The sequence below is a fragment of the Caballeronia sp. SEWSISQ10-4 2 genome, from assembly GCF_030464885.1.
Classification (GTDB): domain Bacteria; phylum Pseudomonadota; class Gammaproteobacteria; order Burkholderiales; family Burkholderiaceae; genus Caballeronia.
Genome location: NZ_JALPRJ010000140.1, coordinates 1 through 13,195, shown reverse-complemented (window position 1 = coordinate 13,195; position 13,195 = coordinate 1). Strand labels below are relative to the sequence as shown.

14 protein-coding genes are annotated in these 13,195 nt (G+C 58.1%); 8 read left to right on the top strand and 6 right to left on the bottom strand.

Features of this window, described 5'->3' with window-relative positions; all coding sequences use genetic code 11:
• Positions 1-103: 103 nt before the first annotated feature.
• Both M0D69_RS41655 and M0D69_RS41650 read right to left on the bottom strand, forming a co-directional pair.
• Positions 104-604 carry a GAF domain-containing protein gene (locus M0D69_RS41655; RefSeq protein ID WP_301787625.1) on the bottom strand — a complete coding sequence of 167 codons (501 nt, stop codon included), beginning with the start codon at positions 602-604 and terminating at the stop codon, positions 104-106.
• A gap of 106 nt (positions 605-710) precedes the next feature.
• Complete coding sequence (locus tag M0D69_RS41650) at positions 711-1,595, bottom strand: LysR substrate-binding domain-containing protein (RefSeq protein ID WP_301787624.1); 885 nt, start codon at positions 1,593-1,595, stop codon at positions 711-713.
• Positions 1,596-1,772: 177 nt separating this feature from the next.
• Between M0D69_RS41650 and M0D69_RS41645 the strand changes: the two genes are divergently transcribed.
• The 7 genes from M0D69_RS41645 (at position 1,773) to M0D69_RS41615 (ending at position 8,175) form a co-directional block, all read left to right on the top strand.
• The gene (locus tag M0D69_RS41645) at positions 1,773-2,624 is read left to right on the top strand and encodes an ABC transporter permease (protein ID WP_301787623.1); all 852 of its coding nucleotides are present in this window, start codon (positions 1,773-1,775) and stop codon (positions 2,622-2,624) included.
• A gap of 4 nt (positions 2,625-2,628) precedes the next feature.
• Complete coding sequence (locus M0D69_RS41640; protein WP_301787622.1) at positions 2,629-3,657, top strand: ABC transporter ATP-binding protein; 1,029 nt, start codon at positions 2,629-2,631, stop codon at positions 3,655-3,657.
• A gap of 44 nt (positions 3,658-3,701) precedes the next feature.
• Positions 3,702-4,802 (top strand): extracellular solute-binding protein, encoded by a 1,101-nt coding sequence (locus M0D69_RS41635; RefSeq protein WP_301787621.1) that lies wholly within the window; start codon positions 3,702-3,704, stop codon positions 4,800-4,802.
• An 11-nt stretch (positions 4,803-4,813) separates the two neighbouring features.
• Positions 4,814-5,647, top strand: a complete 834-nt coding sequence (locus M0D69_RS41630) for an ABC transporter permease (RefSeq protein WP_301787620.1) — start codon at positions 4,814-4,816, stop codon at positions 5,645-5,647.
• Positions 5,625-6,176 carry a TIGR00725 family protein gene (locus M0D69_RS41625; protein WP_301787619.1) on the top strand — a complete coding sequence of 184 codons (552 nt, stop codon included), beginning with the start codon at positions 5,625-5,627 and terminating at the stop codon, positions 6,174-6,176. The genes M0D69_RS41630 and M0D69_RS41625 overlap by 23 nt, the downstream gene beginning before the upstream one ends.
• A gap of 137 nt (positions 6,177-6,313) precedes the next feature.
• A complete protein-coding gene (locus M0D69_RS41620; RefSeq protein WP_301787627.1) occupies positions 6,314-7,513 on the top strand; it encodes a porin in 1,200 nt (399 codons plus the stop codon).
• A gap of 245 nt (positions 7,514-7,758) precedes the next feature.
• On the top strand, positions 7,759-8,175 hold the full coding sequence (locus tag M0D69_RS41615; protein ID WP_301787618.1) for a MarR family winged helix-turn-helix transcriptional regulator: 417 nt from the start codon (positions 7,759-7,761) through the stop codon (positions 8,173-8,175).
• Between the two features lie 387 nt (positions 8,176-8,562).
• Here M0D69_RS41615 and M0D69_RS41610 read toward each other — a convergent pair whose 3' ends face one another.
• The 4 genes from M0D69_RS41610 to M0D69_RS41595 form a co-directional block, all read right to left on the bottom strand.
• On the bottom strand, positions 8,563-8,997 hold the full coding sequence (locus M0D69_RS41610; protein WP_301787617.1) for a tautomerase family protein: 435 nt from the start codon (positions 8,995-8,997) through the stop codon (positions 8,563-8,565).
• 260 nt (positions 8,998-9,257) lie between these two features.
• Positions 9,258-9,689, bottom strand: coding sequence for a MarR family winged helix-turn-helix transcriptional regulator (locus M0D69_RS41605; protein WP_301787616.1), 432 nt, complete (start codon positions 9,687-9,689; stop codon positions 9,258-9,260).
• A 327-nt stretch (positions 9,690-10,016) separates the two neighbouring features.
• Positions 10,017-10,418 (bottom strand): H-NS family nucleoid-associated regulatory protein, encoded by a 402-nt coding sequence (locus M0D69_RS41600; protein ID WP_367619839.1) that lies wholly within the window; start codon positions 10,416-10,418, stop codon positions 10,017-10,019.
• A gap of 577 nt (positions 10,419-10,995) precedes the next feature.
• Positions 10,996-11,850, bottom strand: a complete 855-nt coding sequence (locus M0D69_RS41595) for a LysR family transcriptional regulator (protein WP_301787615.1) — start codon at positions 11,848-11,850, stop codon at positions 10,996-10,998.
• 111 nt (positions 11,851-11,961) lie between these two features.
• On the opposite strand from M0D69_RS41595, the gene M0D69_RS41590 reads away from it, so the two are divergent.
• A complete protein-coding gene (locus M0D69_RS41590) occupies positions 11,962-12,948 on the top strand; it encodes a zinc-dependent alcohol dehydrogenase family protein (protein ID WP_301787614.1) in 987 nt (328 codons plus the stop codon).
• The last annotated feature ends 247 nt before the right edge of the window (positions 12,949-13,195 follow it).

Below are 13,195 nucleotides of genomic sequence, written 5' to 3'. Positions count from 1 at the left end.
GCTAATAGTGATAAAAAAATCAGCTAACTCACGCAGACCACTAACGCCGAAAGCACCAACCCGGCATCACCCCGACCACCCGCCCCCCGAGTGCGAACGAAAACTAATCTCGCGGCTCCCATGCCAGCTCCATGAACACCCGGCAAAGCGCTTCCATTCCCTTGGCATCGTCCGCGTCGAAGCGATCGATTGAAGGGCTGTCCACATCCCAGACACCGGCTAAACTGCCATCCTTGGCGACAAGCGGCACGACGATCTCGGATTGCGATGCCGAGTCGCACGCGATGTGTCCGGGGAATTCGTGAACGTCTCGCACAAGCTGCGTCAACCGGGTTTGCGCGGCGGTGCCGCACACGCCTTTTCCCAGCGCGATGCGAACACAAGCAGGCTTGCCCTGGAACGGACCGACGACGAGTTCGACGCCATCGAAGAAATAAAAACCGCTCCAGTTCAGATCAGGCAGCGTGTGATACACGAGCGCCGAAAAGTTTGCGGCATTGGCAATGCGATCGGTTTCATCGCTGAGAAGCGAGCGTGCCTGAGCGATGAGTTCGTCGTATTGCGCCGCTTTCGGACCTGTTGATTGCTGGACGGTGAAGGACATGATCGCAATGGTGAGCAATGAGCGCCGTGACCGTCTTGGTCATGGCAATTGAAAGAACGACGTCTTTCGACCATAGCACAGGGGGTGTAATTAGTTTTGAACCGGTTCAAACCTGCGATAACACCCACTCGCGAAATTGCTTCAAAGCCGGCCGCGTCTCAATGCGCTCCGGAAAATAGCAAAGATAATGTCCCTGCTCGACATCGATAGGCGCGCGCAACGGTTCCACCAGCTTGCCCGTCGCAAGGTTATCGCGGACTAAAAATTCCGGCACAAGCGCAAGCCCAAGACCCGCCTGCGCCGCCTGAATCAACACCGAATATTGCTCGAACCGTGGTCCCGCCAGTGCGTTCATATTGCACACGCCATGGAAGTCGGCCCACTGTGCCCATACCAGCCCAGCTTGCCCATGCAGAAGCCGCGCTGCATCGGCCACATCCTGCAAGCAGCGGAGCGGCCGCCGCAACTGATAGTCGGGCGCGCATACCAGCACAAACGTGCGGCCGTCGATGTAATCACAGACCACTCCATCCCACGTGCCGTCGCCATATCGAATCGCCGCGTCCAGATCGAGCGGGAACGAATCGCCATGCGCCAGATGCCGGCTAAAGCTGATCGTGACCCCCGGCGTACTGGACAGGAATCCGGGCAATCGCGGAATCAGCCATTTCGTCGTGAACGTCGGCACGCTTGCAATTGTCAACAAATCGCTTTGCCCGCCCGCGCTCATCATTTCGAGAGACGCGTTGCCTATGTCGTGCAACGGACCGGCGACGCGCTCGAGATAGCGGCTGCCTGACTGCGTAAGCGCGAGATTACGGCCATCGCGAACGAAGAGCGGCACGCCGAACAGGGTCTCAAGCCCCGCAATTTGCCGGCTGACGGCGCTAGGCGTCAGGCCCAGCTCGCGCGCTGCACGGGAGAAATTCAAATGCCTGGCAGCACTGGTGAAAGCGAGTAATTCCGTGACGTTCGGGTAGTGATGTTTCATCGGCGGTCCAGCGGTTTGCGTCGAAGTGTTCCGAATGCGCACAGCGCAGTGCGAGCTTTGTACGTTTTTTTCATGACGATGCCATGTCGTCTCTGCACACTTGCAAGCAATCCGAAACCTCCCGCCCAGTTAACTCAAGGCGCATTGGCTTCGATCCGCTTTCAAATAAGTGCTCACATGCAAACTCGCGTCATACCCGCTACGCAACCAGGTGTTCCCATTCGTCGTAACTCCCGGCGTTCCCTATCGCCCGGACGCGTCATACTTCAGCTCGTCGTAGTGCTTTTTTCGATCTACATGCTGCTGCCGATCGCACTGTTATTGATTGGCTCCTTCGGTCAAACATGGACGAACACCGTGCTGCCAACCGGCATCACAGGACACTGGTTCGCCGATCTTGCCGCCGATACGAGCTTCCGACGCGCCTTCGGTGTGAGCCTGATGGTCGCGCTGGCCTGTTGCTGCGCGAGCGCTGTGGTAGGCCTTCCGCTCGCTTATGCCCTGCACTATCGCTCGCTGTCCGGGCGCGGCCTGACCGCGCGGCTCGTTGCGTTATTACCTGTAGGCGTGCCTGGGCTCACGCTCGGCTTTGGTTACATCGCCATCTTTAGCGGCGACACGCTGCCCTGGCTCGGATCGCTGCCGCTGCTGATCGCCGCCCACACTGTGCTTACATTGCCCTACCTGACGCAGACGCTGCTGAGCGACCTGCGTCACCTCGATATCGAACGCCTCGAAGCATGCGCCGCCACGCTTGGCGCAACACCGCTGCGACAGTTCATAACTATCGTGCTGCCCAATCTCAGGCAAAGCCTGTTCTCGGGACTCGTGATGGTGGCGGCGCTGTCTATCGGTGAATTCCAGGTCTCCAATCTGATCGCGGGCTTTCGTTACCGCAACTATCCGGTGGTGCTGCTGCAGGCGTTCTATGGCGCGACTGGTATGGCATGCGCCGCGACCGTGGTGCTCCTGTGCCTAGCGGTCATCGCGACACTCGTGTCAGTCAACACTGTTCAAAGGCTGAAGTAAAACGATGAGCCTCCATTTCGAAAACGTGAGCTTTACGTATCCCGGTGCACGGCACGGTATTGAAGCGGTCACGCTGGCGGTTGAACCCGGCGAACTGCTGGCCGTCATGGGCCGGAGCGGCTCAGGCAAGTCGACCATCCTGCGGTTGACCGCCGGACTCCTGAATGGTTACGAAGGAAGGATCGCAATCAATGGCAAGGACGTGGCCGGTGTCCCCGTATGGCGCCGCGAAGTTGGCATGGTGTTCCAGCAATATGCGCTTTTTCCGCATCTGAGCGTGGTGGACAATGTGGCCTACGGGCTGCGGATGCGCGGCATGAGCGCGGCGAAACGCCGGACGCGCGCGCTCGACATGCTGGAACGGGTCGGACTCACCGACCATGCCGGGCGCCGCCCCACGTTGCTTTCCGGCGGCCAGCAACAACGTGTTGCACTGGCTCGCGCACTCGCGTTTGAACCGAAGGTGCTGCTGCTCGACGAACCGCTTGCAGCCCTCGATGCCGGCATCCGCCAGCAACTACGCGACGAGATTCGTTCGCTGCAGCGCGCATGCGGCGCCACCACGCTTCTGGTCACGCACGATCAGGACGAAGCGCTGAGCCTTGCGGACCGGGTGGCGGTAGTCGATGGCGGCCGAGTGCTGCAAGTGGATACCCCTGAGCGCCTCTACACTCAACCCATATCGACACAGGTCGCACGTTTCGTCGGTCATTCGAGCGTGATGCCAGGACGTGTCGTCGGCACCGGCGCCGTCGATGTTTCCTTCGCCATGCTCTTCGCCGATACCCGTGCGTTCCGCCCCGGCGACAAAGTCGATGTCCTCGTGCGTCCGGAACACGTGCAGCCCGATCCGCCCGAAGCCGCGATCAACCGGCTGGGCGGACGCAGGACCGAGGTGCGTTACTTCGGCGCGACGTGCCGTTACGACTTCGTCCCGGATTCAGCGCAGCAGCCGCTGTTGTGCGAAGGGCGCCAGCTCGCTGAACACGCCATTGCCATTGCACCCGAACATCTGCGTGTATTGGCGGCATAGACCTGCCGACTTTCCTCATTCACATCGCTTCACGGAGAACCACAATGCTTGCAAGGCTTGATCTTTTGTCGCGAGTCCGGCTGGTCGCCGGATTCGTTTTCGCGCTGTCGGCGCTAAGCGCGGCGTCGGGTGTTCATGCCGCTCCCGCCGCACCGCTTTATCCCGGCGAAGAAGCGTTGTACGCAAAAGCGGCGGACGAGGGCCTCGTGGTCTCGTTCGACACCGGTCCCGAATGGGCCAACTGGAAGTCGCTGTTCGCCGAGTTCAAGAAGCGTTATCCGAAGGTCGAGATTACCTATAACGATATTGGCTCGGCCGCGACCGTGGTAGCACTCGACAAGGCCCATCGACGCCCGCAAGCCGATACCGCGTACTACTTCGCAGCGTCCGCACTGGAGGCGGTCAACAAGGACGTCGTAGCGCCATTCAAGCCGCTCAACTTCGACAAGCTGCCGCCCGTGTTTCGTGAACGCGATGGCCGCTGGTTCACGGTGCATTCGCTGAACATCGCGTTCCTCGTCAACACGAAATTGGTCAAGGACGTGCCGCACGGCTGGGCCGATCTCCTCAAGCCCGAGTATAAGAATTCGGTCGTCTATCTCGACCCGCGTTCGACCGGCCAGGGACAAGTCGCGGTCTTCGCTGCAGCCTATGCGTTCGGCGGCAGCGTCGACAACCCTAAACCAGGCGCCGACTTCTTCGGCAAGTTGCGCGAAGCAGGCAACGTGATGCGCGTGGAAGGCACCACCCCTTACGCGAAGTTCGTCAAAGGCGAAATCCCGATTTTGATCGGCTATGAAAACGACGGACTGAAAGCGAAATACACCGACGGCATGGGCGACGCGGCCGAAGTAGTCATCCCGAAGGAAGCCACGGTGTCCGCACCGTACGCAATGAGCCTGGTCAAGAACGGACCGAACCCGGACGCAGCGCAACTCTGGATGAACCTCGTGATGAGCGACGTCGGCCAGTCGCTTTTCGCGCAAGGGTATGTGCGTCCTTCCGTGCCGGGCGTGCCGCTGTCGCCGGAGATCCGCGCGAAGATGCCCGACGTGCCGCAAGTTCATCCGCTCGATGTGGTCAAGGCCGCTGAGAAAAAGGCCGAGGTCGACCAGTTGTGGGCGCAGGCCGCGCTCGCCAAGTAAGGGGCACACAGATGGATGTTTCATCAATGTGCGAAGGCGGCCTCGTGCGCCGCTTCGGCGCGGTCCCGGCCGGACTTATCCTCGCGCTGTTCTTTGCGCTGCCGCTCGGCGCGCTGGTGGTGTCGGCGGGAGCGGATCATGGCTCCGCTTTCATGCGGCTGGCACAGGACCCGCTGGTGCTCAGCGCATTCGGCCACTCGCTTGCGCTCGCGCTGGGGGCCGGCACGATGTCGCTTGCTATAGGCCTGCCGCTCGCGATGGTGCTCGCCGCGCAGTCGCCTGAACGCCGCCGCTGGCTGCTCGCCATGCTCGGCGTGCCGCTGGCATTTTCGGGGCTGGTGATCGCATACGGATTCATTCTCGCCTTCGGCCGTGCCGGGTTTGTCACGAGTCTCCTCGCGCATATCGGCGGCGATCCGGCCAGCGTGGGTTCGTTGATCTACACGACCGCGGGCCTGGTCATGGCGTATGCGTATTACCTGATCCCCCGCGTCGCGCTGATGCTGTTTCCGGCTATTGCCAACCTCGATCGCCGGCCGCTCGAAGCGGCGCTCACGTTGGGCGCGTCGCCGCTGCGCGCGCTTGTCGATGTCGCGTTGCGTGAGCTTTGGCCATCGATTGCCGCGGCATGGTGTCTCGTGACATCGATTGCGCTCGGCACCTATGGCACCGCGCTCGCGCTGGCGGGAACGCAAATCAATATCCTGCCGCTCCTGATGTACCTGAAGCTGTCCGACGGACAGACGGATTTCCCGCTAGCTGCCGCCCTGTCTCTGGTGCTGACCGCCGGCTGTACCTGTGTGCTTGCGTTAGGAGAATGCCTTGCACGGCAACGAAGAAATTGATTGGTCAAACGAAGCATATCTCGCGCTACAAAGGCTGGCCGCTCGCCAGACCGGTCCGTCCCGGTATGCAACACCTGTCGGACTGATCGGCCCGCGCGAAGCGACAGCAGAGCAACTGACGGCAGCCAGGGGCATCGCGTATGTGTTGGCCCGTGCCGGCATGGCGCTTCTTTGCGGCGGCAAAGGCGGAGTGATGGAAGCGGCCGCTTACGGCGCGAAGGCGGCGGGCGGCGTAGTGATCGGATTACTGCCCGAAGACGATGCAGCCGCGGCCAACGAATATCTGACCGTGGCGCTGCCGACCGGGCTGGGGATAACACGCAACGCGCTGATCGCGCGTGCCTCAGTGTGTTTGATTGCGGTCGGTGGCGGGCTCGGCACGCTGTCCGAAATGGCGCTTGGCCTGCAATGGGGGAAGCCGGTTTTTACGTTGCTCGGCGCACCGCAAGTGCCGGGTGCAGAGGGCTTCGACAATGCAGACTCGCTTGCAATCAGGGTGGCGAACTGGCTTGCATCGGAGGGTAAGTAGGCAGTAACCGTTGAAGGTTGAACCCGGTCTCGGACGCTCACCGCAGACTCGCAGGGCTGCATCGCAGGTATCCCGGCAGGATGGTTATCCGAATCACGTTTTCGGTTTTTACTTAACTAATAGGTATCCTAATCATGATGAAGAAAACAGCATTTGCATTCCTGGCGCTGAACGGCGTCTTTCCTGCCGCTTTTGCGCAGGGCAGTGTCACGCTATATGGCATTGTCGATGCAGGTCTCGGTTACACAAGCGGCCAGCGCGTCGCCCAGTCCACTGGCGCGGCAGGCAAGCCGATCGTTTATGCAAATGCCTCCAACTATTCGTTTGCAAGCGGTACCTGGTCGGGCGACCGCTGGGGCCTCAAGGGCAAGGAAGAACTGGGTGACGGTCTCGCAGCCATCTTCCAGTTGGAGAATGGTTTTAATATCGGTACTGGTCAGCTCGGTCAAGGCAGCCGTGAATTCGGCCGTCAGGCATGGATGGGTCTGTCGAGCACAAAATTCGGCAAGGTCACGCTTGGACGCCAGTACGATCCGATCGTGGACTTCGTCGGCCCGATCAGCGCAGGAAACTTCCTCACGGGCATGGGCGCTCATCCGGGCGATCTGGACAACATCGACAACCAGGCCCGCGAGAACAACTCGATCAAGTACACCAGTCCCTCTTTCTCAGGTCTTCAGTTAGGCGCGCTGTACGGTTTCGGCAATCAGGCCGGCAGTATCAAGAACCAGAGCACGTGGAGTCTTGGCGGCCAATACGCGAACGGCCCGCTAGCCATCGGTGCGGCGTACATGCAGGCGAACAACACCTACGGAGCCAACGGCGGCGCGTGGACTGGTTCGTACGACGGCACGTTCTCGTCGTCGATCAATGAGGGGTTTGCATCGGCCAGGAATCAGCAGATCATTGCTGCGGCCAGCACGTATCAGATCGGCTTGGTGACGCTCGGGCTATCGTATAGCAATACGCAATACACGGCCGGCAGCTTCTCGCTGTTCAAGAGCAAGGAAACGTTCAACTCGGCCGGCTTGACGGTGTCATATCAGGCAACGCCGACGGTGCGGGTCGCCGCAGGTTACGACTACACGCGAGGCAGCTCGATCAACGGCGCATCGGCTCCCAAATACAACCAGTTCAATCTTGCCTCGTTCTATAGCTTCTCGAAGCGGACGTCGCTCTATGCACTCGTCGGTTATCAGAAGGCGAGTGGTAAGACGCTCGATGCATACGGCAATACGGTGAACGCGACCGCATCGGTTGGCGACGTCGGCAATGGCATCTCGTCTGCGACCAATACACAGACGCTCGTGCGCGTAGGTATCCGTCAAACGTTCTGATGTTCTGATGTTCTGATTTAGCGCCCGCGCGCTCGCGCTTGCCCGACACCTGGCAACAAGCGCGACGCGCCGGACGGACATCCCATATGACGTTTGCCAGTGCGCGCCGGACGCTCCGGCGGAGCTTCATAGCTTAGCAGCGCCCTTGAACTTGTTAAGCACGCCCGGTCACCGGGCGTTCAACTCACAGGAAAACAAGCACGCACTTAGTTGCCTTGCTAACTATTATGTGATTTAATGGCCTCATGTTCGATCACTGCCTTTACTTTAATTCTGCCGCCCTCGCCCGTCTCGTAGAGCGGGAGTGGACAGCTGTCTATGCAGAATTTGGACTGACCCCGCCGCAGGGATTTGTACTTCGGGTTGTGCTGGCTTCCCCCGGCTGCCTCAGCAGTCAGGTGGCAGAGATCCTGGGTATAGCACGCCCCACGGCAACAAGGCTTATTGACAGTCTCTGCGAAAAGCAATTAGTCGAACGCCGTCAAGCCAAGGAAGACGGCCGGGAGTGGACAGTCCATGCAACTCCAGCCGGGTTGGCACTCGATCGGCCAATCAACAATGCCAGCGCCAAGATTGCCCGGACGTTGCGCGCGAAGATCGGCGCGGAATTGTTCGAATCTGCGGTCACTTCCATGCATGGTGTGAGAAAGGCGTTGGTGTAGATCGACGCCTCTTTTCAAAATTAAATAGTTGTCTTGCTAATTATTATAGAGGCGATCGAATGAATAATGAGTTCCGCCAGATGGCAGCGATTGAAAGGCGCGCGCGGTGGCGAAGTTCGTCGGCACAAGCCGTCAACGCTGCTATTGCGGTCCTTGGAGTCACACTACTGCTGGTCGCGCTTTCCTGCTCTGTCTCAAGCACTCGCGCAAATAACGCTCGATGTCTTCAGGCATTCGCAAACGATCAACACCGTACTCTCGAAGCATTTCTCCAGGACCCGGCGCTACAGGATTCGCTTGTTTCAGCGATTGACCACTGTTCGCGGTGAACGGTAATCGATTGTTCTCCTTGAGGATCGTGCGGCGTCGCGGGCACCGGACAACTGCTCAGATACCAAGCATATAGTCGCGGTCTTCGGCGGGTAGAGACGAAAGCCAGTTTTTTTCTGAGCCTGGTTCAGGCAAAACATGTCCGTATTCGCTCATCTGCGCCGGAGGCAAGTCCGATATGTACGCCCACACATACCGCGGAGCGACGGAAGCAGCTTTCGAAACCGCATCGACAATGCCCTCAAGCAGTTCACGCTTGACCTCTGCACTGCGCCCCGCGCGAATATGTCCGTGCACAAAAATCTGCTCGGAGCGAAGTGGGCTGCCACCCACAAAGTGATTGCCTTGCGGCACATCGTTGAAAATCACTTGAGCGAAAAAGGATTGAGCCCCGGTCGTCTCATTGTGAATCCGGGTGATTTCTTCCGCGATGTGTTGTTTGGCATCTGCGGAAAGGCGGCCGCTAGCAACGGAAACGATATAGGTAGGCATGTCGCCCCTCCTGTTGAACAGTAAAAAACACGTGTTCGTTGTTTTATTGCATAGATTGCATATACAACTATTTGACGAAGAAATGCCCAGAAACACATTCTGTTGTAGCTACAACTATCTGAATAATTGGAATCGGAAACTATAGTTGTAGCTACATCTTATTGCCTGAAAAATCGGTCAGATACACGTGTTTACCCGACGATCGATGCTACCAGCAGCGGCTAGGCGTTAACTGCCGGTCGAACCGCATAAGCCAGGCGTCACACCTCGCGTCCTACACCCTGAAGCGTCTCGAGTGCCTCCAACAGACGCTTGCTCGCCGGTCCCTTCATGAACTTTTGAACTTCGCTTTCAACCTGTTTCTGAGCGACCTGCCAGTGAGGCTCCGCTCGCCGAAGCATTCTCAGTCCTTCCTTACTTAACGTGGCCACCTTGAAGCGAGCATCTTCCTCAGTTCCCACCTTGACCCAGCCGGCGTCGATCAAGACTTTAAGATTTCTCGAGATGGTTGTCTTATCCAACGCCGCTTCTACCGCGATTTCAGTAAAGGTCGCCGATCCAAGGCGCTCAAGCGCGCGAAGAAGCGAGAACTGCGTGATTTTCAAGCCGATCGGGCGGAGCGCATCGTCGTAGACGCTCGTCAAAGCGTTTGCGGAACGACGAAATTGTGTGCAATAGCAGTCCGTGAACATGACATTCCAGAGTCGATTGGCAACGAATGAACGCAAGATCTTTCTACGTTCAAGATCGTGAGTTGCCGCAATTAAGCACCCTTTTCGCACCGGGGAAACCCAGTTAGCCCGAAATCAGATGCATATGCAACTGCTTAAGTATAGTTTGCATCACGTGTAGGTGCGTCAATGCCCGACCACTGGACGTGTTTCGTCTATCCGAACGTTCAACGCGCAACGTGTCAGTTCGCCGGCACAGCGCGCGATGACGTGAATGCAGCAATAGATGGTATTACGTGGCGCTCAAGTTCTTTCGCTCGACGCCTGATACCGCTCAAAGATACCGGCTCAGGCGCTCACGAGGAAATCGTCACGGTTTTTGTCAGCGATCCAGTGAGGAGCCCGACCGCGTCCCGACCAGGTCGCACCGCTCTTTGCATCGCGATATTTTGGTGTAGCAGCTACCGCGGCAGCCGTCTTTACCTGATTGTTGTGCCCCATCAGTTCCGCGAGCGAGATCTTATATTCGCCCATCTTCGCGACTATTTCAGCGAGGACGATTTCGGCTTGACGTTGTCGAGCGACGTTCAATTGGTCTTGAAGCGCTTCGCGTTGCGCGAGCAATTCTTTAAGGGTGGGCATTTCATTTTGCATTATAAAAGTCGTTCTTTGAAGTTGTATGAGTGTTCGATAAACGTATTGCTCGACGAAGGTCGGCGCTGGGTGATCGCTTTTTAATGGCTTGTTCACCGCTGCGTCTCGTGAGACTGTCCAATTAGGGAGCAGGTTGCGCATGCCGGAGCAATGGTTGCCGAATTAGCGGCATTCCGGTCAGCACCCTTCGTCGGAGTCTTAAGTAGCAGTAACGCCATGGACGGCAACATGCCACGTCCATTGGCGATTGAAGAAGTGGTATGCGCACGCGGGAGTTTCCCGACAGGCCTCTTCACTGAAACAGCGGCTAGTGTACGCGCATCAAGCTGCGGTTCGCCAAGAACGATCACATTCGCGGTTCGGTAGGACACAAAAACCACTATCCGGCCCAACTGATCCAGACCTTGATATCAACGATACCTTACACACGGCGGTAAACTCTGAACCTGATGAAACGATTCGTTCGCGGCCGCTTCCGAGTCGTTAAACGAAAATGATTCGGAGAGCATGTACTCATTCGACTTGCCAAGTGTAACGTATCGCTGAAACGGTACGTACGAGGCATGTCCCACGAGCACTAGTTACCATCTCCTCCGTTAGCTACGCCCAGGACGGAAGGAAATTGAAAGAATGTGCCTTGAGCGCTGGCATTAAAGCGAACGGACTAACGAATTCACACGTTCGCCAATCGCTCGATAACCAGATCAAGCAGTGCTCTCAACCTCCGAAGCCGACGCAAGTCGCGATGGTATCCGAACCAGACATCGCGGCCGGGCGGCGTCTCTCCAAGGTCAATACGATGTATGCCTGTCGTATTGTCCCCGAGCGCGCAAGGAAGAACCGCCAGGCCACCGCCCTCCGCACACATCCTCGCTTGTGCGCCACGGTTGTTACTACCGAACACCGCATGAGCTTTCGGTAACACGCGTCTTACCCAGTCGACGTCAGGCAGCGTTCCAAATGCGCTGTCCATCGTGACGAGCTTGTAGCCCTCGCCGTCTCCAACCTGCGGGGGAACCATGTCGATGGGTCCGTACAACGCGTAGTCCATGTGCATGAACTTTCGTTGAATCACGTCGGCTTCATCAAACTGCGTAATGCGGAACAGCAGGTCCGCGTCCCGCCTTGCCAGATTGAACCGGCGGGAATCGGTAACAAGCTCAATGCTCACCTGTGGATTTGCGCGCAGGAAATCGGCGAAGACTGGCGTCAAGACATGAATGCCAAACCAGTCCGACGATGAGACCCGAAGTACGCCAGTGAGATGCGGCTCCTTGCCGGCCAGCGAGCGCTCGAACGCGAGCGCATCCTCCTCCATCCGCTCCGCGTGCATCAGCACGCCAGCTCCTTCGTCCGTCAGAACAAAGCCTTCAGTTGTGCGTTGAAACAAGGTCTGCCCTACCGCTGCCTCGAGGGCTCGCAGCCGCCGACCCATTGTCGGTTGTGTCTGACCGGTCTGTTTTGCGGCCGCGCCAAGCGAACCCGTGCGGGCAATCGCCAGAAAAATTCGAACATCGCTCCAGTCCATTTTCCCTCATGCAAAAACGTTCGGCCGTCGTGCAATAACGTCGATTGTCGTAATTTCCCGCATGGACGAAGATGAATCAAGCAAATTCGCTCGATCATCAGGATAAAGATCATGAACATGCAAGCGCTGGTTCTGCGCCGCTATAACGGCCCGCTTGAACTCACGGAACTCTCTCGCCCGACTGCGCAACCCGGGCAGGTATTGGTCCGTATTAAAGCGAGTGGTCTGAACCCGCTGGACACGAAGATTCGCTCAGGCAACGCCGCACACGCCAGGCATCCGCTGCCGCTGGTGTTGGGCATCGATATTGCTGGGGTGGTCGAAACGGTCGGGCAAGGCGTCACTCAATTTAAAGTTGGCGATGAGGTGTACGGAATGACTGGCGGAGTCGGCGGCATCCAGGGCTCGCTCGCGCAGTTCGCAGCGGTAGATGCCCGGCTGATTGCGTTAAAGCCTTCTAATCTGTCGATGAAAGAAGCCGCGGCGCTTCCGCTCAGCTTCATCACTTCGTACCAGGGCATGGTGGACAGGGCACAGTTGAAAGCAGGTCAAACGGTTCTTGTGCAAGGCGGAGCAGGTGGAGTCGGACATGTGTCCGTACAACTCGCGCAAGCCTTGGGCGCTCGCGTTTTTGCAACGGTAAGCCCGGGTGACGCAGAACTCATAGCGCGTTACGGCGCGACTGCAATCGACTATCACGCACGGTCGGTCGAGCAGTACGTGCACGACTATACGGGCGGAGAGGGTTTCGACTTAGTGGCGGATACCGTTGGCGGAGCGACGCTGGACGCGTCATTTTCAGCGGTCAAACAATTCGGACATGTTGTAAGCGCACTAGGCTGGGGGACTCATGCACTTGCGCCATTATCATTTCGTGAAGCAAGTTACTCAGGCGTGTTCACACTCTCGCCGCTACTGACCGGTAAGCACCGCGAACATCATGGAGAAATACTCCAGGTGGCAACGCGGCTGGTCGAAGACGGGAAACTCGTGCCTAAACTAGACCCGGGTAGCTTCGATCTGACTAGCGCCGACCTCGCTTATCGGGCCATTACAGCGGGAAATGCGAAAGGAAAAATGGTCGTCGACATTCAATAGTGGCTTCAGTCGTTGGTGCGAAATTGACCGAATGGGGCGGGGGGGTTTCGCTCGCGACGGTGGGCGGGGTTTGGGGTTGTTGGGCGGGGGTGATGCCAGGGGTGATGCCAGGGGTGATGCCGGGTTGCTAGGTTCCGGGGTTAGCGGTCTGAGTCAATGCCGGGTTGCTGCTTTCTGCGTCCGTGGCCGGTCTGTCTTAGCTGTTCTCTTTATCACTATTAGCCACTGTGCGTGGCGGCACTTCATT

What these genes read in the sequence shown, in the direction of transcription:
- M0D69_RS41655 (WP_301787625.1), bottom strand. Translation starts at nt 604, where the DNA reads ATGTCCTTCACCGTCCAGCAATCAACAGGTCCGAAAGCGGCGCAATAC.
- M0D69_RS41650 (WP_301787624.1), bottom strand. Translation starts at nt 1,595, where the DNA reads ATGAAACATCACTACCCGAACGTCACGGAATTACTCGCTTTCACCAGT.
- M0D69_RS41645 (WP_301787623.1), top strand. Translation starts at nt 1,773, where the DNA reads ATGCAAACTCGCGTCATACCCGCTACGCAACCAGGTGTTCCCATTCGT.
- M0D69_RS41640 (WP_301787622.1), top strand. Translation starts at nt 2,629, where the DNA reads ATGAGCCTCCATTTCGAAAACGTGAGCTTTACGTATCCCGGTGCACGG.
- M0D69_RS41635 (WP_301787621.1), top strand. Translation starts at nt 3,702, where the DNA reads ATGCTTGCAAGGCTTGATCTTTTGTCGCGAGTCCGGCTGGTCGCCGGA.
- M0D69_RS41630 (WP_301787620.1), top strand. Translation starts at nt 4,814, where the DNA reads ATGGATGTTTCATCAATGTGCGAAGGCGGCCTCGTGCGCCGCTTCGGC.
- M0D69_RS41620 (WP_301787627.1), top strand. Translation starts at nt 6,314, where the DNA reads ATGAAGAAAACAGCATTTGCATTCCTGGCGCTGAACGGCGTCTTTCCT.
- M0D69_RS41615 (WP_301787618.1), top strand. Translation starts at nt 7,759, where the DNA reads ATGTTCGATCACTGCCTTTACTTTAATTCTGCCGCCCTCGCCCGTCTC.
- M0D69_RS41610 (WP_301787617.1), bottom strand. Translation starts at nt 8,997, where the DNA reads ATGCCTACCTATATCGTTTCCGTTGCTAGCGGCCGCCTTTCCGCAGAT.
- M0D69_RS41605 (WP_301787616.1), bottom strand. Translation starts at nt 9,689, where the DNA reads ATGTTCACGGACTGCTATTGCACACAATTTCGTCGTTCCGCAAACGCT.
- M0D69_RS41595 (WP_301787615.1), bottom strand. Translation starts at nt 11,850, where the DNA reads ATGGACTGGAGCGATGTTCGAATTTTTCTGGCGATTGCCCGCACGGGT.
- M0D69_RS41590 (WP_301787614.1), top strand. Translation starts at nt 11,962, where the DNA reads ATGAACATGCAAGCGCTGGTTCTGCGCCGCTATAACGGCCCGCTTGAA.